Genomic DNA, 20,005 nt, shown 5'->3' with positions numbered 1-20,005 from the left:
CTCGCTCTCGGGCGGAAGTGTGAGTCCCCTCCCGGCGCGGTCGGGCGACCCGGGGCTACTCCGCGGGCTCCTGCCGGCCCCGCTCCCGGGCCTCCGGTTCGATGTACACCTTCGACACGTCGCTGTTCGCCTCCTTCAGTGCGTCCTTCAAGTCCGAAATCTTCGCCTCCATCTCGGCCGTCTCGATACCCGACTCGAAGGCGACGTCGGCGGTGACGAGGGCGTCGGTCGGTCCGAAGAACACGGTCCGGAAGTCGACCACTTGCTCGACGCCGTCCCAGTTCGCGACGACGTCGCGCAGTTCCTGCTCCTCGGACTCCGGGAAGCTCTCGCCCAGCAGCAGGCGCTTGTTCTCCCAGGCCAGCGCGATCGCGAACCCCATCAGCATCAGGCCGATGAGGAACGCGGCCACCGCGTCGTAGAGAGGGTTGCCGGTGAACCGCGAGAGGAAGATGCCGAACAGCGCGATACCCGCTCCGGCCATCGCGATGGTGTCCTCGGTGAACGCGGTCAGCGTCGTCACGTTCGTGGTCTTCCGGAACGCCTCGGCGAGTCCGCTCCAGTCGTGTTGCTCGATGTCCTTCTTCATCCCGGCGTACGCCTTCTTCAGGGCCCAGCTCTCGAAGGCGATGGCGCCGAGGAGCACGGTGTAGTTGACCCAGACGCCCGGGAACGTGAACCCGAGCAGGGTGGCCGACCCCGGGTCGACCGGATGGGGGTGCATGATGGCGTTGTAACCGTGCTTGGCTGACTCCCAGCCGGCGATGCCGAACAGCAGCACGCTCACCAGGAAGCTGTAGAAGAACTGGGCCTTCCCGTAGCCGAAGGGGTGGCCGCGGCTCGTCTCCTTCTGGCTGTACCGGATGCCGATGAGCAGGAATACCTGGTTGCCGGTGTCGGACACCGAGTGGTACGTCTCCGAGAGCATCGCGGCGCTCCCGGTCAGCAGGAAGCCGGCGAACTTCAGCACCGCTATCGCGCCGTTCGCGATGAGCGCGGCGATGACGACGGACTTGCTTTCGGCCATTGGGGTACCTTCTCGGCCGCCGAACAAGAAAGTGATTGCACGCTGGACGGATCCACGGCGACTGTCGCGCGCGAGACGGAAACGCTCAGGGACCTGCCGCGCCTACGGTCGGCCGATGATAACCGTCCTCTCGGACACGCACAGCCAGTCCGGCCACGAACTCGAGGGCCGCGCGAAGCGGGCGGTCGAAGAGGCGGACGCCGTCGTCCACGCCGGCGACTTCGTCACCGCCGGCGCGCTCGACGCGTTCCACGCCGTCAGCGACACGCTCTACGCGGTCCGCGGCAACAACGCGACGCCGGACGTGCGCGACCGCCTCCCGCCGGAGCGGACCTTCGAGGTCGCCGGCGTCCGGTTCGTCCTGACTCACGGCGACGACCGCGGCGCGACCGGCCTCTCGCTCCTGGGCCGCCAGCGGGCCGCCGACGTCGTGGTGTTCGGCCACTCCCACCGCCACGCGGTCAGTCGGGGCGAGGACGTGCTCCTGCTCAACCCGGGGAGCCACGCCCGGCCGCGCGGCGGGATGCCGACCCACGCGGAGCTCCGGCCCGCGAACGGGGAAGACGGAGCGACCGGCGACGACGCGGACGCGGAAGCGAGCCTCGACGGCGAGATACGCCACCGCGACGGGTCGGTCGTCGAGACGTTCGAAATCAGGTGAATCGTCCCGCTCTCGGGGCGACGGCGCGGGTGCTACCGAGTGCAGATACGTTCGGAATCGGAGTGTCCGCCCCGCCTCGGGAGGACGCGGGAGGATGGCACGGCGGGAGGGCAGTGGGTGGGTGGTGGAGGGCGCGGGGACCCGGCGAAACGGGGGAACTGGGACGTCGTGGAACCGGGGACGCGGGGCGCCGGGTTCGGGGGAGGGCCGAAGCGGGGCGGGACACTTCTACCTACGGTCGGCCACATCAAATACCTCCCGTAAGCTCAAAAACTCGTTTTAGTTACCGGGCCGATTCGACCGTACCGCCCGCACAGTGGCCTACTCGCCGCGGTTCGCGTAGTACCACCAAGCGAACCCCAGCGCCAGGACGAGCGCGCCGCCGGCGAAGAACACCAGTCCCGGAGGGAGCGACCGGGCCGCGGCGCCGGCGGTCTCCCGGGCGGCGTCGGTCGACTGTATCGACATCCCGCCACCGCCGCCGCCCGTCTCGGAGCCCGAGCCCCCGCCGGCGCCGAACAGCGCGCCCAGCCCGTCGCCGAACGCCTGCTGGACCGCGAGGCTCAGCAGCCCGAGCGCGCCGAACGCGCCGATCAGCCGCGAGAGGGCGGACTTCAACCCGGTCGTTTTCTCCTCGTTGCCGGCGAACACGACCAGCGGCTGGTCGGCGGGCGCGTACACCTTCATCTCGCGGCCCTTCTCGGAGTAGACGGTGTCGACGACCTCGATGACGTCGGCGTCCGCGAGCTTGCCGAGGTGGTACTGGGCGTTCTGGAGCGAGGTGTCGACGGCGTCGGCGAGCGCCGAGGGGGTCGCGGGCTCGTCGTGGAGGGCGGCCAGCAGCTCGCGGGCCGTCTCCGAGGAGAGCGCCCCGAGCAGGTCGTCGGCGTCGTCGGAGTCGACGCCGATGACCCGCGGCTCGGCGGACTGCGAGGCGGTCGCGTCGGAGGTGGAGGGCAGCAGGTCGGCCATACGCGCTCCTACCCGCCCGGCTGTCATGAATTTTGTCACTGGTCGCTCGCGCGGGCGTCGAAACGAATTTGGTCGGGCGACCGAATGGACCCTACATGGAGTTCCTCACCAACAACCCCCTCGTGGTCGGCTTCGTCGTCCTTCTGCTCGGCTTCGTGCTGTTCATGTACCTGTTCATCCGCCGGACCGTCACGGGGTTCCGCGAGGGCATCGAGAACGGCCAGCGGTAGGCCGGTCGGGGACCCGATAGCCGGAGATTCGCACCCTACGCGTCGAGCGCGTCGGCGATGCGCTCGGCGGCCGTCTCCACGTCCTCCCGGTCGGCGTCCCAGTGCGTGCAGAAGCGCGCGACGTGGGTGTCGAACGGGACGCCCTGGACCCCGGCGTCCTCGCAGGCCGCCAGGAACTCCTCGGCGGTCAGCCCCGTGCCCTCGGTGTCGGCCAGGACGATGTTGGTCTCGGGGCTCTGGACGTCGAGCCCGTCGACGTCGGCGAGTCGCTCGGCGAGGACGCGGGCGTTCTCGTGGTCCTCGGTCAGCCGGTCGACGTTCTCCAGCGCCTCCAGGCCGGGCGCCGCGATGATGCCGGCCTGGCGCATCCCGCCGCCGAACAGCTTCCGGGTGCGCCGGGCGCGCTCGACGAACTCCTCGTCGCCGGCCAGCATCGACCCGACCGGCGCGCCCAGCCCCTTCGAGAGGCAGAACATCACCGAGTCGACGTTCTCGGTCATCCGATCGGGGGCGACGTCGTGGGCCACTGCGGCGTTGCAGACGCGCGCGCCGTCGAGGTGGACGGGCACCCCGAGGTCGTGAGCGGCCTCGGCCGCGGCGTCGATCTTCTCGGGGGCGATGGCGACGCCGCCCCTGCTGTTGTGGCTGTTCTCCAGCGTGAGCAGCCCGGTGCCGGGTCGGTGGAGGTCCTCCTCGACGTAGCCGTCGCGGATCTGCTCGGGGGTCGGCACCCCGCGGTCGCCGCCGTCGAGCGGCCGCACCTGGAGGGTCGAGAGCTGGGCCATGCCGCCGAGCTCCCACTTGACGACGTGGCTCTCGCGCTCGGTCAGCACCTCCTGGCCGCGGTCGGTGTGGGTCCGGACCGCGATCTGGTTGCCCATCGTGCCGCTCGGCACGTAGAGGGCCGCCTCCATCCCGACGAGGTCCGCCGCCCGGGCCTCCAGCTCGTTGACCGTCGGGTCCTCGCGGTAGACGTCGTCGCCCACGTCGGCGTCGCGGGCCGCCTCGCGCATCGCCTCGTCGGGTCGGGTCACCGTGTCGCTCCGCAGGTCTATCATGGCCCTCACTTGCCCGCGGCGGGTCAAATACCCCGCGGTGCCGGCCGGAGACCCGCTCCCCGGCGTCGCGCGGATTCGCCCCGACGCCCGACGGCGCGGGGCGCCGCCGGTGGCGGACCGAAAGCGGTTTCCCCGCCTCGGCAACATTTGCGGGCATGGACCCCCGAGTCAGAGAGCACGCCGAGATCGTCGTCGACCACTCCACCGAAGTCGAGGCCGGCGACAACGTCGTGGTCAGCGCGCCGCCCACCGCCGAGGAGCTGACGCTCGCGCTCTGCGAGGTCGTCGGCGAGCGCGGCGCGTTCCCGTTCCACGTCTCCGGCCGGCGCGACGAGACCCGCGCGACGTTCCTGCGGGCGGTCGACGCCGACGACCTCGACGTGGCCGACCACGAACTCGCGCTGGCCGAGGCCGCCGACGTCTGGATCCACGTCCGGGCCCACGACAACGTCGCCGACATGAGCGCGGTCGCGAGCGAGACCCTGGCGGCGTTCCAGACGGCCTACATGCCCATCCAGGAGGAGATCCTCGACACGACGTGGGTGCTGACCCAGTTCCCCGCGCCCGCGAACGCCCAGAACGCCGAGATGAGCACGGTCGAGTACGAGGAGTTCGTCTACGGCGCCGTCACCAAGGACTGGGCCGCACAGAAGGACCACCAGCAGGCGATGGTCGACATCCTCGACGCGGGCGAGGAGGTCCGCATCGTCTCGGGCGACACGACCGACCTCCGGATGAGCGTCGAGGGGATGTCGACGGTCAACGACCACGCCAAGAACAACCTCCCCGGCGGCGAGGTGTTCACCGCGCCGGTCGCCGACTCCGTGGAGGGCGAAGTCCTGTTCGACAAGCCGCTCATCCACCAGGGCCGCGAGGTCGAGGACGCCGCCCTGACGTTCGAGGACGGCGAGGTCGTCGACCACGCCGCCAGCAAGAACGAGGCGGTGCTGACCGAGGTGCTGAACACCGACGAGGGCGCGCGCCGGCTCGGCGAGCTCGGCATCGGGATGAACCGCGACATCGACCGGTTCACCTACAACATGCTGTTCGACGAGAAGATGGGCGACACCGTCCACCTCGCGGTCGGCCGGGCCTACGACGAGTGCCTGCCGGAGGGCGAGGAGGGCAACCAGAGCGCGGTCCACGTCGACATGATCGTCGACATGAGCGACGAGTCGTACATCGAGGTCGACGGCGAGGTCGTCCAGCGCGACGGGACGTTCCGGTTCGAGGACGGCTTCGAGGGCTGACCGTCCACCTTTTGGTGCAGCTTTTCCGAGCGAGCGCAGTCTTGCCGAGCGGAGCGAGGCAAGGCTCGGAAGACGCAACGCGTCTTCCGATGCGAGCGAGAGAAAAGGTGCGCGCAGGTCGTCCAGCGCGACGGGACGTTCCGGTTCGAGGACGGCTTCGAAGGGTAGCTCTTTCGCTCGACTTCGAGCGAAGGCATCTACGGAAAAAGTCGGAGCGACGCCCGGCGAAGAAGCGGGGTCGCTCTCCAACGTGCTCTGCGCGGGCGGCCGACGGAAACCGCGCTCGTCGGGGCTGGCCGTAAGATTTCTCTATCTATCTTACAATGCAATTTAAGTGTTCGGGCTATAGAGTCAACTTCCGTGACGAAGGTATCGTGTCCCGACTGTGGTCGCAGCATCGCAATGCACGAACTCGAAACTCGAACCGTTGCCCAGCGCAACGATTTCCAGACCAACTACCGGTGCCCGTTCTGTCGCTCCGACATCACCGACGTCGGCGAACTGTTCTGAGTCGCGGTCTGGTTCCCTGTTGATTTCTCTCCGGCACCACCGCGGTCGTCACGTCGTCGAGTCTACGGTACGTTCGAGCCGAGCGACTGGACCACGACTCAGAATCGGAACGCGTCACCTGCGGCGCTCACAGGTGGTAGCGGTCGGCGAGCGCCCCCGTCCGGCGCGCCTGCATGTCGTAGTAGGTGGCGCAGAAGTCGAAGCAGAGGTCCCGGAGCGTCTCGGCCGAGGCCTCCCAGGAGTACTCCGTCGCGCGCTCGCGGCTGGCCCGACCGAACTCCTGGCGCCGCTCGGGCGACGCGGCGAGTTCGTCGAGCGCCGCCGCGAGTCGCTCGGGGTCGCGGGGCGGCACGCGCAGCCCGGTCTCGCCGTGGGTGAAGTACTCGGTCGTGCCGTTGACGTCGGTCGAGACGACCGGCCGCCCGCAGGCCATCGCCTCCAGGTTCACCATGCCGAAGCTCTCGTACCGCGAGGGGTTGCAGAGGAAGTCGCAGGCCGCGTAGTACCGCGGGAGGTCGGCGTGGTCCACCACGCCGTGGAGCGTGACCGAGTCCCCGACGCCGAGTTCGTCGGCGCGGCGCCGGACTCGCTCGGCCTGCCCGCGACCGACGAGGTGGAGCGACAGGCCCTCGGAGCTCCTGGCCAGCGCATCGAGCAGGTCGTAGACGCCCTTATTCTCGACCATCCGGCCGACGAACAGCACCGCGGGGCCGTCGGTCTCGAACGCCGGCTCCCGGCCCGGCGCGAACGCCGTCGTGTCGACCCCGGGCGTGACGATGCCGTCGGCCTCGTACCCGAACGTCTCCTCGAGTTCGCGGGCGGTGTTCCGGGAGTTGGCCACGGTCAGGTACGACCGCGAGAGGAACTCCCGGGCCCGCGCGGCGACGCCGACCCGCTGGAGCCCGTGACTGATGCGGATGGTCGGGACGTCCACCAGGTGCGAGAGGAGGATGTCGTCGAGGGCGTCGTGGGTGATCAGGATGTCGAGGTTCTCGTTCATGTGCGAGCGCTGCCCGCTGGTCAGCAGCCCGGTGTAGGTCGGGCACTTCTTCAGGACGTGCTTCATCACGTTCGGGACCCGCCGGAACACGGGGTCCGGGACGCCGCCCGGCCGGATGGGAATCCGGACGACGTCGGCCGACGACTCGCGGAGCCGCCGGTTTATCTCGCCGTCCCTGGTGTACAGGACCGTGGGGGTGTCCTCCGCCAGGTGCTCGACGAGCCGCTGGGCGTACACCGCGATGCCGCTGGCGTCCCGCGTTCCGGCGAAGGGGTGGAACATCCCGATGGTGACCTCGAGGTCGCCGCGCGACTCGCCGGACTCTCGCAGGTCGTGTCTCTCGGACGCCCGTCGGGTCTCGGGCCCCGACTCGGCGCTCGAGGTACTCTGTCTCATACTTTCCCCAGATGGGTTTCTGGATGATAGTAATGAACTACGTAAATCCCCGTAGTCGACGGCAGAACCGAACCGCCGCGAGGCGGTCGACCGGTCCTACTTTCGCTAACTCGCTCCTGCTCCTGTTGCCCGAATGACCAGAATGCGCCACGTAGGGCTTAACTGAACGGCTGCAGGCGACGACTGACCGTCGACAGTGATCGCCATCGTCGTCCCGTCTCCGGTCGCGAACCGTCCGCGCGGTCCGTCTCGGTCGCGCAGCGACTTCGACCGCCGGCCGAATCACGTAGCTGTTTCGACAATAAGCTGCGTCTACCAGGAACGGGACGGCACAACTCGCGACGAGACCCCGTCTCGTCGCTGGAGAGGATAGCGTTCGCGTCGTCGGACGACCCCGCAGACGGAAGAGAGACCGCAGTACCGCGTTCGAGAGAACCGTCGTCGGAGCGAATCGAAATCTACGAACCGTCCTGAACCTCGACCGAGGCGGGACCGTCGAGCTTGAAGCCGGTGATCTCGCCGGAGAACCGGTAGCCGTCCCTGCCGCCGATGACCCGGCCGCTGATGGTTCCCTGGTCGACGGTGTCGTGGGCGTTTATCGAGCCGAGGTCGCCGCTCTTCTCGACCTTCCCGTCGACCGAGAAGGTGTAGGTGCTCTGGACCCGGGGCGTGTCGCTGCCGTCGATGACCAGCTTGTTCGGCAGGACGAAGTCGTCGACGCCGACCTCCGCGCCGTCGTACCGGATGGTCCAGAGGCTCTCGTCGAGGTCCATCGCGGTGATCGACCCCTGGACGAGGTAGGAGTCGCCGTGGCCGTTACCCGAGATGCCCGAGACTGTGACGGTCCCGTCGCCGTTGTCGGTCACGCTGTCGTTGGCCTCGGCGACGACGCCGTCGCTGCTGGAGGTGCGCTTCTCGACGGTCCCCTCGACCGTGAACTCGTAGGTGATGTTGGCCCGGTCCGGGGTCGAAATCAGTTCGAGGAGGGTCCCCTGGGGCTGGTCGTCGCCGGACTGGTCGGGGGTCTGCGTTCCCGAACCGCTCGTGTCGCCGGTGGCGGTGGCCGCGGCCGCGTCCTCGGGCGTCGTGGGGACGCCGGCCGGGACCGAGGTGTCCGGGCTGCTGCCGACGTTGGACTCGGTGACGTTGCCCCGGAGTTGGCCCTTGACCTGGCAGTTGCGCATCTCGTAGGTCACGGCGGTCGCGACCGCGGCCGTGGCCGACCCGTTCGTGTTCTCGTCGGTGATGTCGATGTCGCAGTTCTCGATGGTGACGGTCTCGTCGCCGTCGCCGTAGAAGTCCCAGAACCCGCGGCTGTTGATGCTGCCGGACTTGTGGTTGGGGTTGACGTCGTTGGTGTTGGTCAGGACGGAGTTCTTCACGGTGGTACCGTCGGCGGCGGCCCGGATGTGGGTGATGTTGTTGTTGACGAAGTAGCAGGTGTCGATCGCCATCGTCCCGCCGTTGTTCTCCGCGGGCTGGGCGGCGTAGACGCCGTTGTCGGTCGACCCGCCGATGTAGCACTCCTTGATGTCGATGTGGCCGGCGTGGTAGGACTTGATGCCGATGGCCCCGCCGCCGATGTTCGGGGCGGCGATGTCGCCGAAGAAGCAGTGCTCGATGACCCCGTTACCGTCCGCCCGGATGATGTTCGGAGCGCCGCCCGACGAGTCGAGCCGGCCCTTGATGCCGACGTTCCGGATCGCCCAGTCGTCGCCGTGGGCGTCGACGTGGAACTCCGCGCCGTCCGCGGAGATGTCCACGAGGACGTTCTCGAAGGTGTCGCCGTCCCGGAGGGTGACGCTATCGTAGCCCCCGGCCGAGACGGTCCGCGTCTCGTACTCGGCGGCCGCCGCGCCGCCGCTCGCCCCGCGGAAGGCGGCCAGCGAAGCGACCGCAGCCCCGGCACCTTTCAGGTACGTTCGGCGGTTAAGCAGTGATTTCTCCCCGTTACGTTCGCGTTTCGTCTCGTCGCGTGCCATGCGACTTCAACTGACCAGGGGTATCTTAAGTAGCTTTTGATGTGGCTTCAATGTGGATTTTGCTATTTTTATAGTCGGACCAAAGGCTGTAGAAGGTCCGGCATCGCGCGAACCGCGGGTTAGTCGGAGCGTACTCCTCGTGGTTCACCGTCAACGGCGCGTTTCCACGGTGTCCGTACGGCGGAGTAGCCGTCACATAACAAAGCGTCCCCGAGTCCTCGGTAGTTGACGCGCAGACCGAGACGACCGCCCAACTCCCCCGAAGGATGTCCGAAGAGAACTCCATCGACGACGAGGTATCGGCCCTGTTCTCCAGCACCGCGCTCATCCTCCTCGGCATCGTCCTCTCGTCGGCCGGGACGCTGGTCGAGCGCGTCATCGTCGCCCGGGTGTTCACCCCCGCGAAGTACGGCGAAGTCACCATCGGGCTCGCGGTCATGTCCATCGGCTCGGTCATCTCGCTCGTCGGCATCAACCAGGGGGTGTCGCGGTACCTCTCGCGCGCCGAGAGCGACGCGGAGCGCCGCGGCATCTGGCTGACGGGCCTGGTGGTCTCGGCCGCCATCAGCCTGGTCGTGACCGTCCTGTTCTACCGCTACTCGGCGACCATCGCGAGCGTCCTGTTCTCCGACGTCGAGTCGCTCGCGCTGTTCCGACTGTTCATCCTCTCCATCCCGCTCTCGGCGCTGTTCACGGTCGCGGTGGCCGCGATCCGCGGCATGGAGGATACGAAGTACAAGCTCCTCGTGAAGAACGTCTTCTACCCCGTCGTCCGCATCTCGCTGTTCGTCGGTCTCGTCGCGCTGGGCTGGGGCATCGCCGCCATCGGCTACGCCTACGTCGCCGCGACGCTCCTCTCGCTGGTCGTGGCCCACGCCTGTCTCAACCGGCTCTACGCCATCGTCGGCGGGTTCGACCTCCAGCCCCGGAAGCTGATCTCGTACTCCGCGCCGCTGGTGGTCACCACCCTGCTCGCGGTCCTGCTCACCAGGACGGACACCCTCATGCTGGGCTACTTCCACGGCTCGGAGGCGGCCGGCATCTACAACGTCGCCTACCCCCTCTCGAACAGCCTGCTCATGGTCATCTCGGCGTTCGGCTACCTCTACTTCCCGCTCACCTCCCGGCTCGACTCGGACGGCCGGCGCGACGACGTCCGCCAGATATACGAGCTGACGACCAAGTGGGGCTTCTTCATCACGCTCCCGGCGTTCCTCGTCTTCACCGTCTTCCCGGCCGACGTCATCCGCATCTTCTTCGGCGGCGAGTACACGTCGGGCGCGACCGCGCTGATGATCCTCTCGGTCGGCTTCTTCACCAGCGCGGCGGCCGGCCGCAACCGCGAGACGCTCTCGGCGATGGGACACACCACCGAGATTCTCGTCGTGGAGGTGACCACCCTCGCCGCAAACGTCGTCATCAACCTCGCTCTCATCCCGGCGTACGGGGTCCCCGGTGCGGCGGTCGCCTCCTGCGTCTCCTACGTCTACCGCAACTTCGCGCTCAACGCGATCCTCAAGTACCGGACCGGAATCACACCGATCTCTCGGTACACGCTCCGGACGTACTTCGTCCTCCCGGTGGTCTTCCTCCCCGCCACGTACGCGCTCTCCCAGTACGTCAGCCTCACGGCCGTGACGCTCCCGCTGTTCCTCGTCGTCTGCGGCATCCTGGTGCTCGCGACCGCGTTCTTCGCCGGCTGCTTCCGCCCGCTCGACACGCTCATCATCGACTTCTTTGAGCAGAAGGCCGGCATCGAGCTCCCGTACCTCCGGAACCTCCTCGAATCGAACTAGCGGCGAGCGGGCTGATGACAACCACTATGAGAATTCCCGACGACAACTCGGTATGGCTCGACTAGTCAGTTACCGCACGCAGATGGCAATTAGCTTCGTCGCGTCGCTGGTCGCCGGACGCTCGCTGTCGAAGCACGACGACGGGGGCGAACGGTTACGCGTGACCGTGCTCGCCAACCTCGCCGGGACCCTGGGGATGATTCTCGGCTATAAACTCGCGGGCGGTGGCGACTGATCTGCGACTGCAAAGGACATTTTGGAACTGTTTAGGTTGTTTTACCGCGAGCGAACGGCTGTGAGCGAGCGGGCCAAGCGACGACCGAAGGGAAGAGCGCAGGCTTTTCATCGACGTTTTACGAGGGAGCGCCTCTCGGGGCGCGACCGCCGGGAGAATTCGATTCTCCCGAGCCCTCGCTCGCTGGGCTCGCGAGGACGCGGTAAAAGGTCGACGGGCACGATGGGATTCTGAACCACCTGAAGACGCTTCCTCGCCTCCGGCGAGACTGCCTCTTCCGTAGTTCAAATCCCCTTTCGCGCCGGTTCACTCGTCGCGCCTCCGGCGCTCCTCGTTGCACGGGCACGATGGGATTTGAACCCACGACCGTCGGATGTCTTCCCCGACCGGAGACGCGAGGCGCGACGCGCCTCGCCAGCGCGAGCGGTGAAACCGCGAGCAGCCACCGACCGAGATAGAAGTCCGACGCTCTATCCAGACTGAGCTACGTGCCCTCACCGCTTCGTTCGGACGGCCTCGACAAAAGACCTTAGGATTTCTCCCGGCTGGACGCGGGAGACGACGGTTCCGCTGGGCGTACGCCCGGAACACAGCGCTTATGCACCACTCACCACTATCGAAACCCAATGAGAGTTATCGGAACCGTCGGCCTGCCGGGGAGCGGGAAGGGCGAGGCCGCGACCGTGGCCGAGGACCTCGCCATTCCCGTCGTCACCATGGGCGACGTCATCCGCCGGGAGTGCCGCGACCGGGGGCTCGACCCGGCCGAGCACCACGGCGAGATCGCCGGCGCGCTCCGGGAGGAGAACGGTCCCGACGCCATCGCCCAGCGCTCGCTGCCGGTCGTCGAGGAGGCCCTAGAGGAAAGCGACGCCGTGCTCGTCGACGGCATCCGGGCGGGCGTCGAGGTCGAGCGCTTCGAGGAGGCGTTCGGCGACGCGTTCACGCTGGTGAGCATCGAGGCGCCGTTCGAGGTCCGGGCCGACCGCGTCGAGTCCCGCGGCCGGGACAACACCGACGACGGCGAGTCGCTGCGCGAGCGCGACGAGCGCGAGCGCGGCTTCGGCATGGACGAGGCCATCGCGCGCGCCGAGGTCCGCATCGACAACACCGGCACGCTGGAGGCGTTCCACGAGCAGATCCGCGCCCTGCTGACCGAGGGCGTCGAGGCGCTCGACGGCGAGCGACCCGCCAACGAAGCGTGATCGCCCGACGCTCCGACCAGAACCGATGAACACCCGACGATTCACCCGACACCGATGATATACAGCATCGACGTCCAGATCACGGCCCCCGTCGCCGACACCGAGATCGCCGACCGAGTCGCGACCGCCGTCACGAACATCTTCCCCGGCGCCGACGTCGCGGACCAGCACGGCGAGATCGCCGCCGAGGCCCACTCGCTCGACCACTTCTCGGAACTGCTCCACCGCCAGGAGATACTCGACACCGCCCGCGGGGAGTTCTTCGGGAGCCGGCGCGGGAACACCCTCGCGTTCGACCTGAAGAAGCAGGCCGCCTTCGAGGGCGTCGTCAACTTCGCGGTGGGCAACCCCGACGAGCTCGGCGACATCCACGTCCGGGTCCGGGTCGAGGAGCCCGGCGTCGAGGAGTTCGTCGACCACGTCGCCCCGCCGACCGAGGAGGGCCAACCGGTCACGCCCGACGACTTCGAGTAGCGCGCCCGGACCGCGTCGCTTCTTCTGTGTCCGCCGCGCTCAACCGTCGCCACCCGCTACAGCGACCGCAGCTCGGCGCCGAGTTCGTCCAGTGCCTCGTCCGCGGCCGCGACGTCCTCGCTCGTGCTCAGGAAGCCGTGGGGCATGTCGGGGTGGTGGTCGTGGCGAACCTCGACTCCGGCGTCCGCGAGTCGCTCGGCGTACGCGACGCCCTCGTCTCGCAGGGGGTCGAACCCGCAGGTCGACACGGTCGCGGGCGGGAGCCCCGAGAGGTCCGGCGTCCGGAGCGGCGACGCGTAGGGGTTCGCGCCGTCGACCGCGCTCCGCAGGTAGTGGTCCCAGAACCACCGCATGTCGGCCTCGGTCAGCAGCGGGCCGTCGCCGTTCTCGGCGTACGAGTCGGTGTCGAACGCGTGGTCGGTGATGGGGTAGAGGAGGAGCTGACGGGACAACACGAGGTCTTCGAGCTCTCTCGCCCGCAGCGCCGTCACCGCGGCCAGGTTCCCGCCCGCGCTCGTGCCGCCGACCGCGAGTCGGCCGGGGTCGCCGCCGAACGCGTCGGCGTGCTCTGCGACCCACCGGAGGGCGGCGGAGGCGTCGTCTACCGCGGCGGGGAAGGGGTGCTCGGGCGCGAGCCGGTAGTCCACCGACACGACGACGCACTCTCCGCGGCGCGCGAGGCGGCGACACACCCCGTCGATGGAGTCGAGCGTGCCCAGCACCCACCCGCCGCCGTGGTAGTAGACGAGGACCGGCGCGGGTTCGGCGCCGTCGAGGTCGGCGTGGCGGTAGACCCGAATCGGAATCTCGCTCGCCGGACCGGTTTCCGCCGCCGACGCGTCCGGGCCGGGGATCGAGAGATTGCGGACGAACCCGACCTCGGGCGGGTCGCTGCCCGAGAACACTCCGTCCTCGATGCGCCGGGCCGACTCGACGGACAGGGACGACCATTCGGGGACGCCCTCGGCTTCGATGTCCGCGACGACCGCGGCGACTTCGGGGTCCAGTTCGGTTCGCAGGGGTTCGGTCATGGGTTCGAGTTGGGAGGCGAGCGAGAAAGGCGTGGGTGGCCGACGTCGAGGCGACCGACCGGCCGACCGCTGCGAGACCGAACTACTAACCCGGTTCCGCCGTTCGACTCGCGCATGGACGCCGACTTCGAACTCGGGGCCGACTACGCCGCCCGGCGCGACGAGGCCGACCCCCTCGGCCACCTCGCCGACCGGTTCTACGACCCCGACGACGGGTGGTACGTCGACGGCAACTCGCTCGGCCTGCTGTCGGAAGACGCCGAAGACGCGCTCGACCGGGCGGTCGAGGAGTGGCGCGACCTCGCCATCCGGGGGTGGACCGACGCCGACCCGCCGTGGTTCTACTACGGCGAGCGGCTGGGCGACCGACTCGCGCCCCTGGTCGGCGCGAACGAGGAGGAGGTGGTCGTCGCCAACTCCACGACCGTCAACATCCACACGCTGGTCGGGACGTTCTACGAGCGGGCGGAGGGGACGAAAATCGTCGTGGACGAACTCGACTTCCCGACCGACCACTACGCGGTCCGCGCCCAACTGCGCCAGCGCGGTGCGGACCCCGACGAGGCGCTGACCGTGGTCGAGAGCCGCGACGGTCGGACCGTCGAGACCGCGGACGTCGTGGACGCAATCGACGACGACACCGCCGTCGTCTTCCTCCCCTCGGTGCTCTACCGGAGCGGCCAGCTGCTCGACGTCGAGGCGATCACCGTGGCCGCCCACGAGCACGACGCCCTCGCGGGGTTCGACCTCGCCCACTCGGTCGGGGTCGTCCCGCACGACCTCTCGGCCCTCGGCGTCGACTTCGCGGTCTGGTGCAGCTACAAGTACCTCAACGCCGGCCCGGGCGCCATCGCCGGCCTCTACGTCAGCGAGGACCACTTCGGCGCCCGGCCCGCGCTCGCGGGCTGGTGGGGCCACGAGAAGGAGACCCAGTTCGAGATGAACCCGACGTACATCCCCGCCGACTCGGCGGGCGCCTACCAAATCGGCACGATTCCGATACTCTCGGCCGCCCCGCTCGCGGGGTCGCTCGACGTGTTCGAGGACGCCGGTGATGGAACTCTCGCGACCGGCATCGGGGCGGTCCGCGAGAAGTCCGTCTCGCTCACCGAGTACCTGATATTCCTCGTGGACGAGCGCCTGCCCGACTACGAGGTCGGGACGCCCCGCGACCCTGACCGCCGGGGCGGCCACGTCGCGGTCGAGCACCCCGAGGCGTACCGGGTCAGCGAGGCACTCAAGGATCGGGGCGTGGTCGTCGACTTCCGACCGCCGAACGTGGTTCGCATCTGCCCGTCGCCCCTCTACACGGGCTACGAGGACGTCTGGGAGGTCGTCGAGCAGTTGCGGCGGGTCGTCGAGAACGAGGAGTTCGAGCAGTTCGCGGGGCGCGGCGGCGGCGTAACCTGATCTCCTTCTTCCCGGGCCCGCACCCGGCCGCTCAGGAGACCAGCACCTGCACCACCGCGAACAGCACGACCACGCCCAGCACGTCGCAGACGTTGGTCACGACCGGAATCACCACGTCGTCGGGGTCGAGTTCGAAGCGGTAGGCCGCGTAGGTCGCCGCCAGCGTCACCGCGACGGCGACCACCGCGAGCGCCGCGCCGCTTGTCAGCGCCACCGCGACCACCGTGAACAGGGGGAGTCGGGCGCTCCCGAGCGCGAGCGACAGCGCCCACGCGCCCGCACCGACAACCGGGAAGACGGTGAGCGCCAGCGCGACGGTCGCAACCGCGTTGCCCGCGAGCTGGTCGTCGGTCGGGTCGAACGAGAGCGTCCCGAGGTGGAACGCGGTCGAGAGCCGCGCGGCGAGCACGCTCCCCAGATTCCCGGCGGTCCCGATGGTGACGGGGACCAGCGTCAGCAGCGAGGGGTAGGTCAGCAGGGTCGCCTCGAACGACCCCAGCACCAGCCCGCTCCCGATCTCGACCACGGTCAGCGCGAGCAGGACCGGCAGCGTGGCCCGAGTGATGGCCTCGACGGACCACTCGGTCTGCACCTACATCCCTCCCAGCGCGAGCACGAACCGGACCGCGAGCAGGAGGAAGGCGACCCCGAACACGTCGCCGGTCGTCGTCACCAGCGGGCCGACCAGCGTGTCGGGGTTGTACCCCCGACGGAACCCCGCGAACACGACCGAGACGACCGCGACGGTCAGCGCGACCCCCGACAGCAGCCCCGCGACCAACGCGACGGCCACGAGCGTCGCCAGCGGCGCGACCGGCTCGCCGAGCGCGCCGAGCGTCAGGAACGCCGCGACCGACGCGAACAGGCTGGCCAGGATGCCGTTGCCGAGCGCGGCCGCGACCGCCGACGCCACCCGGTCGTCGAACTCGAACGCGGGCTCGACCAGCCCCTGGTGGAGCCCGGTCGAGAGCCGCGCGCCCAGCGACCCGTAGACGTTCCCCCGGGTCGCCAGCAGCGCGGGCACCAGCACGAGCAGCCCCGGCACGGCCCGCAGTTCCGCTCGCATCCCGCCGAGGACGACGCCGGCGAACAGGCCGCCGACCACGCTCGCGGCCAGCGCGGGGAGGGCTTCCCGATAGGCCTGCGCGGCGACGTCGCGGACGGGCATCTACCGGGCCATTGCGCTCCCCGTCAAAAAAGGCGCGTGTCGGGGTGGTGGGGCTGCGAGCGAATGTGCTGTCCTCCACCGACGCACCAGCAGTTCTACCGCGAGCGACGAACGTAGCGAGGAGCGAGCGGACCAAGGAACCCTCGACTGAACGCCCGAACGACGTGAGGGCGTGAGGGAGGGGTGACGCCGTGTCTGCGTGAACGGAGTGAACGCAGGCTCGGGAGAGCGAAGCTCTCCCGGTGTTTTCATGAACGTTTTGCCAGGCAGGGCGCGTTCATGCGCCCGACCGCCGGGACGGCTTCGCCGTCCCGACCCTCGTTCGCTGCGCTCACGAGGACGCAGCAAAAGGCTCTATCCGAACGGGCCCATCCCGCCCATTCCGCCGCCGCCACCGCCGCCGCCCTCCATCTTCTTCATCATGCGCTCCATGTTGCCCTGGCCCATCCCCTGGAACTGCTTGAGCGTCTGGGCCATCATCTTGTGCTGTTCGAGCAGCTCGCGGACGCGCTCCTCGGGCTTGCCGCTGCCCTTCGCGATGCGCTCGACCTGGCTCGCGCCGATGGCGCGGGGGTTCTCGAGCTCCATCTCGGTCATCGAGTCCATGATGACCTCGAACGACCGCATCCGGTCCTGGGTCACGTCCATGGCGTCGTCCGGGAGTTCGTCCATCAGGCCGCCGCCCATCCCCGGAATCATGTCCATCACCTGGTCGAGCGGCCCCATGTTGTTCATCGCCTGCATCTGGCGGCGCATGTCCTTCAGGGTGAAATCCCCCTTGAGCATGTCCTCGGGGTCCCAGTCCTCGTCCTCCTCCTGGGTCTCCTCCATCGCGCGCTCGACGCGCTCGGTGAGCTGCTTGAGGTCGCCCATCCCGAGCAGCCGCGAGATGAACCCGGAGGGCTCGAACCGCTCGATGTTCTTGACCTCCTCACCGGTGCCCAGGAACGCGATCGAGGAGTCGGTCTCGTTGACCGCCGTGAGCGCCCCGCCACCTTTCGCGGTCCCGTCGAGCTTCGTGACGATGACCCCCTCGATGCCGATGGAGTCGTCGAACTGGCGGGCCTGGTCCTTCGCACCCTGGCCGATGGCGGCGTCGAGCACGAGCAGGTTGCGGTCGGGGTCGACCGCGCGCTCGATGTCCTCGATCTCGTCGATGAGGTCGTCCTCGAGCGCGTGGCGACCCGCGGTGTCGACGATGTGGACGTCGGCGTCGCTGGTAGCTTCGAGGCCGTCGCGGGCGATCTTGACGGGGTCCTCCTCGTCGGGGTCGCCGTAGAAGTCGACCTCGGCGCGCCCGGCCATCTCCTTGGCCTGGTCGTACGCGCCGGGCCGGAAGGTGTCGGTCTGGACGATGGCCGGCCGCAGCCCCTTCTTCGAGAACCACCACGCCATCTTGGCCGCGGTGGTCGTCTTCCCCGACCCCTGGAGGCCGGCGAGCAGGATGGTCTGCTCCTCGAGCGGGATGTCGGTGCTGTCGCCGACCAGCCCCACCATCTCCTCGTAGACGATGCGGAGGACGTGGTCCCGGGCGGAGGTCCCGCCGGGCGACTCCTCCTCCAGAGCGCGCTCCTTGATGGAGTCCGAGAGGTCCATCACCAGGCTGACTTCGACGTCGGCCTGGAGGAGCGACCGCTGGATCTCCTTGACGATGTCCTCCACGTCCTCCTCGGTAACGCGGGACTGCCCGCTGAGTTTCCCGAGGGAGTCGCGGAGGGAGTTTCCGAGGTCGTCGAGTACCATTCTTACCGTAGGGTAGACCGCGCGGCCGTTAAAGGCTTTTTCTACCCTTCGTCTCCCTTTCTCTCCTCTCCCGGCGGGAGGGCGAGCGGTCTCCCGGCGAGACGCGACGGTCGTCTCCGGCCGGCCGTGCGCTCACGCCCGGGTCGCCCCGTTGCGTTCGCGCTCGCTTGCCAGGTCCCCAGGCAACCGACGCGCCCGAGGTTCGTTTCGCCCGCTACGGGCCGGTAGACTTATATCGACTTCGCGGAAACCCTCGCTCGCATACCTTCAATGCATGGCACGCGATTTAAACAAGGCACGCGATAACTCGGTCGGAACGAACGCCGAACGATCGAACGTGGCCGGCGACTCCGCGCGAACGACCTCGGACCTGGCGGGCGAACTGGCGGCCGACGCGTACAACATCGTCGTCGCGCTCGTCTGCCTCTCGATAGCCTACTACGCCCTGTTCCGGAACCTCCCGGCGGAACTGTTCACGCTCGGTCTGGTGACCTCCGCGCTCATCGCCGTCAACGTCGTGGTGGCGGTGCGCCGCTGGCACGCGTGACAGGGTCGGTTGTAGCTCCGCCCCGGGTCCGGCCGTCGGACCGTGTCACGCTCGATACGCCGGTAGTGGAGAACCAGTGCCGAACAGAGGTACGACCGACCCCATGAGAACGCCGGCCGGGCGTCGGGCTACTCCTCCTCGCCGAGGAGCTGGTCGACCAGCCACTCCGGGTCGAATTGCTCGATGTCGTCGTAGCCCTGGCCGACGCCCAGGAAGAGGATGGGCTTGCCCGTCACGTGGGCGATGGAGATGGCCGCGCCGCCCTGGGAGTCGGCGTCGGCCTTCGTCAGGACGGCGCCGTCGATCTCGGCGGCCTCGTTGAACTGCTTGGCGCGCTGGACCGCGTCCTGGCCGGCCACGGCCTCGTCGACGAACAGCGTCATGTCCGGGTCGACGACCCGGCCGATCTTCTCGAGCTGGTCCATCAGCCCCTCGTTGGTGTGGAGCCGGCCGGCGGTGTCGCCCAGCACGACGTCGACGTCGTGGGACTGGGCGTACTCGACGGCGTCGTAGATGACCGCCGCGGGGTCGCCGCCCTGCTCGTGGGTGATGACCCGCTCGTCGAGGTTGTCGGCGTGCTCCTGGATCTGCTCGTTGGCCCCGGCGCGGTAGGTGTCGCCGTTGGCCATCACCGTCGAGAGCCCGCGGTCCTCGAAGTACTTCGCGAGCTTCGCGATGGTGGTCGTCTTGCCGACGCCGTTGACGCCCGTGAAGATGATGGTCACGGGCTTGTCGGCCTCGGCGATGCGCCGGTCGAAGTCGAACTGGCCGACCGAGATGACCTTCAAAAGCGAGTCGTGGAGCGCCTCCTCGACCACGTCGGCGGTCTCGCTGTTGAACGACCGGGTCGCGCCGACGAGGTCCTCCCGGATGCTCTCCAGGATCTCCTTGGCGACGCTCATCTCCACGTCGCTCTCGAGCAGCGCCATCTCCAGCTCCCACAGCGGGTCCTCGACGTCCTGCTCCTCGATGACGATCTCGCCCTTGGCGAACGACTTGGCCTTCTGGGCGAAGCTCCGACCCGACGAGGCGCTCGCCTCCTCGTCCTCCTCGGGTTCGGGCTCCGCCGTTTCAGGTTCGGCCGCCGTCTCCGCCTCGGCACCGGCGGTCGCCGCGGTTTCGGCTGCGGCCTCGGCCTCCGCCTCGGCGTCCGGCGCGGCCTCCGCCTGCGCGTCGGCTTCTGCTTCCGCCTCCGCAGCAGCGTCGGCCTCGGCTTCCGCTTCAGCCTCGGCTTCCTCGGCCTTCTCCTCGGTCGTCTCCTCGACGTCCTTCCGGAAACTCCCGAGTTTGTCCTTCAGGCTGTCGAACAT

19 protein-coding genes and 1 tRNA gene are annotated in these 20,005 nt (G+C 68.7%); 9 read left to right on the top strand and 11 right to left on the bottom strand.

The window, feature by feature from the left end; translation table 11 throughout:
- Nucleotides 1–55: 55 nt before the first annotated feature.
- The gene (locus DVR07_RS15460) at nucleotides 56–1,027 is read right to left on the bottom strand and encodes a cation diffusion facilitator family transporter (RefSeq protein ID WP_115798162.1); all 972 of its coding nucleotides are present in this window, start codon (nucleotides 1,025–1,027) and stop codon (nucleotides 56–58) included.
- Between the two features lie 115 nt (nucleotides 1,028–1,142).
- Between DVR07_RS15460 and DVR07_RS15455 the strand changes: the two genes are divergently transcribed.
- Complete coding sequence (locus DVR07_RS15455; protein WP_115798161.1) at nucleotides 1,143–1,688, top strand: metallophosphoesterase; 546 nt, start codon at nucleotides 1,143–1,145, stop codon at nucleotides 1,686–1,688.
- 321 nt (nucleotides 1,689–2,009) lie between these two features.
- On the opposite strand, the gene DVR07_RS15450 is transcribed toward DVR07_RS15455, so the two are convergent.
- The gene (locus DVR07_RS15450; protein WP_115798160.1) at nucleotides 2,010–2,660 is read right to left on the bottom strand and encodes an ArsR/SmtB family transcription factor; all 651 of its coding nucleotides are present in this window, start codon (nucleotides 2,658–2,660) and stop codon (nucleotides 2,010–2,012) included.
- A 95-nt stretch (nucleotides 2,661–2,755) separates the two neighbouring features.
- Between DVR07_RS15450 and DVR07_RS22540 the strand changes: the two genes are divergently transcribed.
- On the top strand, nucleotides 2,756–2,890 hold the full coding sequence (locus tag DVR07_RS22540) for a DUF7859 family protein (protein ID WP_255457560.1): 135 nt from the start codon (nucleotides 2,756–2,758) through the stop codon (nucleotides 2,888–2,890).
- Between the two features lie 35 nt (nucleotides 2,891–2,925).
- Here the strand turns inward: DVR07_RS22540 and DVR07_RS15445 are convergent, their stop codons facing one another.
- Nucleotides 2,926–3,948, bottom strand: a complete 1,023-nt coding sequence (locus DVR07_RS15445; RefSeq protein ID WP_115798159.1) for a threonine aldolase family protein — start codon at nucleotides 3,946–3,948, stop codon at nucleotides 2,926–2,928.
- 155 nt (nucleotides 3,949–4,103) lie between these two features.
- Between DVR07_RS15445 and DVR07_RS15440 the strand changes: the two genes are divergently transcribed.
- The gene (locus tag DVR07_RS15440) at nucleotides 4,104–5,198 is read left to right on the top strand and encodes an aminopeptidase (RefSeq protein WP_115798158.1); all 1,095 of its coding nucleotides are present in this window, start codon (nucleotides 4,104–4,106) and stop codon (nucleotides 5,196–5,198) included.
- A 637-nt stretch (nucleotides 5,199–5,835) separates the two neighbouring features.
- On the opposite strand, the gene DVR07_RS15435 is transcribed toward DVR07_RS15440, so the two are convergent.
- The gene (locus DVR07_RS15435; RefSeq protein WP_115798157.1) at nucleotides 5,836–7,104 is read right to left on the bottom strand and encodes a glycosyltransferase family 4 protein; all 1,269 of its coding nucleotides are present in this window, start codon (nucleotides 7,102–7,104) and stop codon (nucleotides 5,836–5,838) included.
- Nucleotides 7,105–7,562: 458 nt separating this feature from the next.
- Nucleotides 7,563–9,086, bottom strand: a complete 1,524-nt coding sequence (locus DVR07_RS15430; protein ID WP_115798156.1) for a hypothetical protein — start codon at nucleotides 9,084–9,086, stop codon at nucleotides 7,563–7,565.
- Nucleotides 9,087–9,352: 266 nt separating this feature from the next.
- Here DVR07_RS15430 and DVR07_RS15425 point away from each other — a divergent pair, with 266 nt between their 5' ends.
- Together DVR07_RS15425 and DVR07_RS21790 are read left to right on the top strand one after the other, a co-directional pair.
- Nucleotides 9,353–10,882, top strand: a complete 1,530-nt coding sequence (locus DVR07_RS15425; RefSeq protein ID WP_115798155.1) for a flippase — start codon at nucleotides 9,353–9,355, stop codon at nucleotides 10,880–10,882.
- A gap of 52 nt (nucleotides 10,883–10,934) precedes the next feature.
- On the top strand, nucleotides 10,935–11,117 hold the full coding sequence (locus DVR07_RS21790) for a hypothetical protein (RefSeq protein WP_162829600.1): 183 nt from the start codon (nucleotides 10,935–10,937) through the stop codon (nucleotides 11,115–11,117).
- 339 nt (nucleotides 11,118–11,456) lie between these two features.
- Here the strand turns inward: DVR07_RS21790 and DVR07_RS15420 are convergent.
- Nucleotides 11,457–11,611: transfer RNA gene (locus DVR07_RS15420), tRNA-Arg, on the bottom strand.
- Between the two features lie 132 nt (nucleotides 11,612–11,743).
- Between DVR07_RS15420 and DVR07_RS15415 the strand changes: the two genes are divergently transcribed.
- Together DVR07_RS15415 and DVR07_RS15410 are read left to right on the top strand one after the other, a co-directional pair.
- Entirely contained in the window at nucleotides 11,744–12,322 is a 579-nt protein-coding gene (locus DVR07_RS15415) for an AAA family ATPase (RefSeq protein ID WP_115798154.1), read from the top strand.
- 54 nt (nucleotides 12,323–12,376) lie between these two features.
- A complete protein-coding gene (locus DVR07_RS15410) occupies nucleotides 12,377–12,796 on the top strand; it encodes an RNA-binding domain-containing protein (protein WP_115798153.1) in 420 nt (139 codons plus the stop codon).
- A 56-nt stretch (nucleotides 12,797–12,852) separates the two neighbouring features.
- Here the strand turns inward: DVR07_RS15410 and DVR07_RS15405 are convergent, their stop codons facing one another.
- Entirely contained in the window at nucleotides 12,853–13,827 is a 975-nt protein-coding gene (locus tag DVR07_RS15405; RefSeq protein ID WP_115798152.1) for an alpha/beta hydrolase, read from the bottom strand.
- A gap of 114 nt (nucleotides 13,828–13,941) precedes the next feature.
- Between DVR07_RS15405 and kynU the strand changes: the two genes are divergently transcribed.
- The gene (kynU, locus tag DVR07_RS15400) at nucleotides 13,942–15,237 is read left to right on the top strand and encodes a kynureninase (RefSeq protein ID WP_115798151.1); all 1,296 of its coding nucleotides are present in this window, start codon (nucleotides 13,942–13,944) and stop codon (nucleotides 15,235–15,237) included.
- A 31-nt stretch (nucleotides 15,238–15,268) separates the two neighbouring features.
- Here the strand turns inward: kynU and DVR07_RS15395 are convergent, their stop codons facing one another.
- The 3 genes from DVR07_RS15395 to DVR07_RS15385 form a co-directional block, all read right to left on the bottom strand.
- Nucleotides 15,269–15,829 carry a magnesium transporter gene (locus DVR07_RS15395; protein WP_115798150.1) on the bottom strand — a complete coding sequence of 187 codons (561 nt, stop codon included), beginning with the start codon at nucleotides 15,827–15,829 and terminating at the stop codon, nucleotides 15,269–15,271.
- On the bottom strand, nucleotides 15,830–16,405 hold the full coding sequence (locus DVR07_RS15390; protein ID WP_115798149.1) for a magnesium transporter: 576 nt from the start codon (nucleotides 16,403–16,405) through the stop codon (nucleotides 15,830–15,832). It abuts the gene before it with no gap.
- A gap of 354 nt (nucleotides 16,406–16,759) precedes the next feature.
- Nucleotides 16,760–18,148, bottom strand: a complete 1,389-nt coding sequence (locus DVR07_RS15385; RefSeq protein ID WP_115798148.1) for a signal recognition particle protein Srp54 — start codon at nucleotides 18,146–18,148, stop codon at nucleotides 16,760–16,762.
- A gap of 337 nt (nucleotides 18,149–18,485) precedes the next feature.
- On the opposite strand from DVR07_RS15385, the gene DVR07_RS15380 reads away from it, so the two are divergent.
- A complete protein-coding gene (locus DVR07_RS15380) occupies nucleotides 18,486–18,695 on the top strand; it encodes a hypothetical protein (RefSeq protein WP_115798147.1) in 210 nt (69 codons plus the stop codon).
- Between the two features lie 128 nt (nucleotides 18,696–18,823).
- On the opposite strand, the gene ftsY is transcribed toward DVR07_RS15380, so the two are convergent.
- Nucleotides 18,824–20,005 (bottom strand): signal recognition particle-docking protein FtsY, encoded by a 1,182-nt coding sequence (gene ftsY / locus DVR07_RS15375; protein ID WP_115798146.1) that lies wholly within the window; start codon nucleotides 20,003–20,005, stop codon nucleotides 18,824–18,826.

Origin of the sequence: Halorussus rarus (assembly GCF_003369835.1) — an archaeon.
GTDB classification, from domain to species: domain Archaea; phylum Halobacteriota; class Halobacteria; order Halobacteriales; family Haladaptataceae; genus Halorussus; species Halorussus rarus.
The sequence above is the reverse complement of the archived record's forward strand: the minus strand, read 5'-3'. Positions and strand labels throughout refer to the sequence as shown.

Coding starts and splice junctions, on each gene's coding strand:
- ftsY (WP_115798146.1), bottom strand. CDS start 20,005: ATGTTCGACAGCCTGAAGGACAAACTCGGGAGTTTCCGGAAGGACGTC.
- DVR07_RS22540 (WP_255457560.1), top strand. CDS start 2,756: ATGGAGTTCCTCACCAACAACCCCCTCGTGGTCGGCTTCGTCGTCCTT.
- DVR07_RS21790 (WP_162829600.1), top strand. CDS start 10,935: ATGGCTCGACTAGTCAGTTACCGCACGCAGATGGCAATTAGCTTCGTC.
- DVR07_RS15390 (WP_115798149.1), bottom strand. CDS start 16,405: ATGCCCGTCCGCGACGTCGCCGCGCAGGCCTATCGGGAAGCCCTCCCC.
- DVR07_RS15405 (WP_115798152.1), bottom strand. CDS start 13,827: ATGACCGAACCCCTGCGAACCGAACTGGACCCCGAAGTCGCCGCGGTC.
- DVR07_RS15450 (WP_115798160.1), bottom strand. CDS start 2,660: ATGGCCGACCTGCTGCCCTCCACCTCCGACGCGACCGCCTCGCAGTCC.
- DVR07_RS15425 (WP_115798155.1), top strand. CDS start 9,353: ATGTCCGAAGAGAACTCCATCGACGACGAGGTATCGGCCCTGTTCTCC.
- DVR07_RS15455 (WP_115798161.1), top strand. CDS start 1,143: ATGATAACCGTCCTCTCGGACACGCACAGCCAGTCCGGCCACGAACTC.
- DVR07_RS15415 (WP_115798154.1), top strand. CDS start 11,744: ATGAGAGTTATCGGAACCGTCGGCCTGCCGGGGAGCGGGAAGGGCGAG.
- DVR07_RS15435 (WP_115798157.1), bottom strand. CDS start 7,104: ATGAGACAGAGTACCTCGAGCGCCGAGTCGGGGCCCGAGACCCGACGG.
- DVR07_RS15430 (WP_115798156.1), bottom strand. CDS start 9,086: ATGGCACGCGACGAGACGAAACGCGAACGTAACGGGGAGAAATCACTG.
- DVR07_RS15445 (WP_115798159.1), bottom strand. CDS start 3,948: ATGATAGACCTGCGGAGCGACACGGTGACCCGACCCGACGAGGCGATG.
- kynU (WP_115798151.1), top strand. CDS start 13,942: ATGGACGCCGACTTCGAACTCGGGGCCGACTACGCCGCCCGGCGCGAC.
- DVR07_RS15410 (WP_115798153.1), top strand. CDS start 12,377: ATGATATACAGCATCGACGTCCAGATCACGGCCCCCGTCGCCGACACC.
- DVR07_RS15440 (WP_115798158.1), top strand. CDS start 4,104: ATGGACCCCCGAGTCAGAGAGCACGCCGAGATCGTCGTCGACCACTCC.
- DVR07_RS15460 (WP_115798162.1), bottom strand. CDS start 1,027: ATGGCCGAAAGCAAGTCCGTCGTCATCGCCGCGCTCATCGCGAACGGC.
- DVR07_RS15385 (WP_115798148.1), bottom strand. CDS start 18,148: ATGGTACTCGACGACCTCGGAAACTCCCTCCGCGACTCCCTCGGGAAA.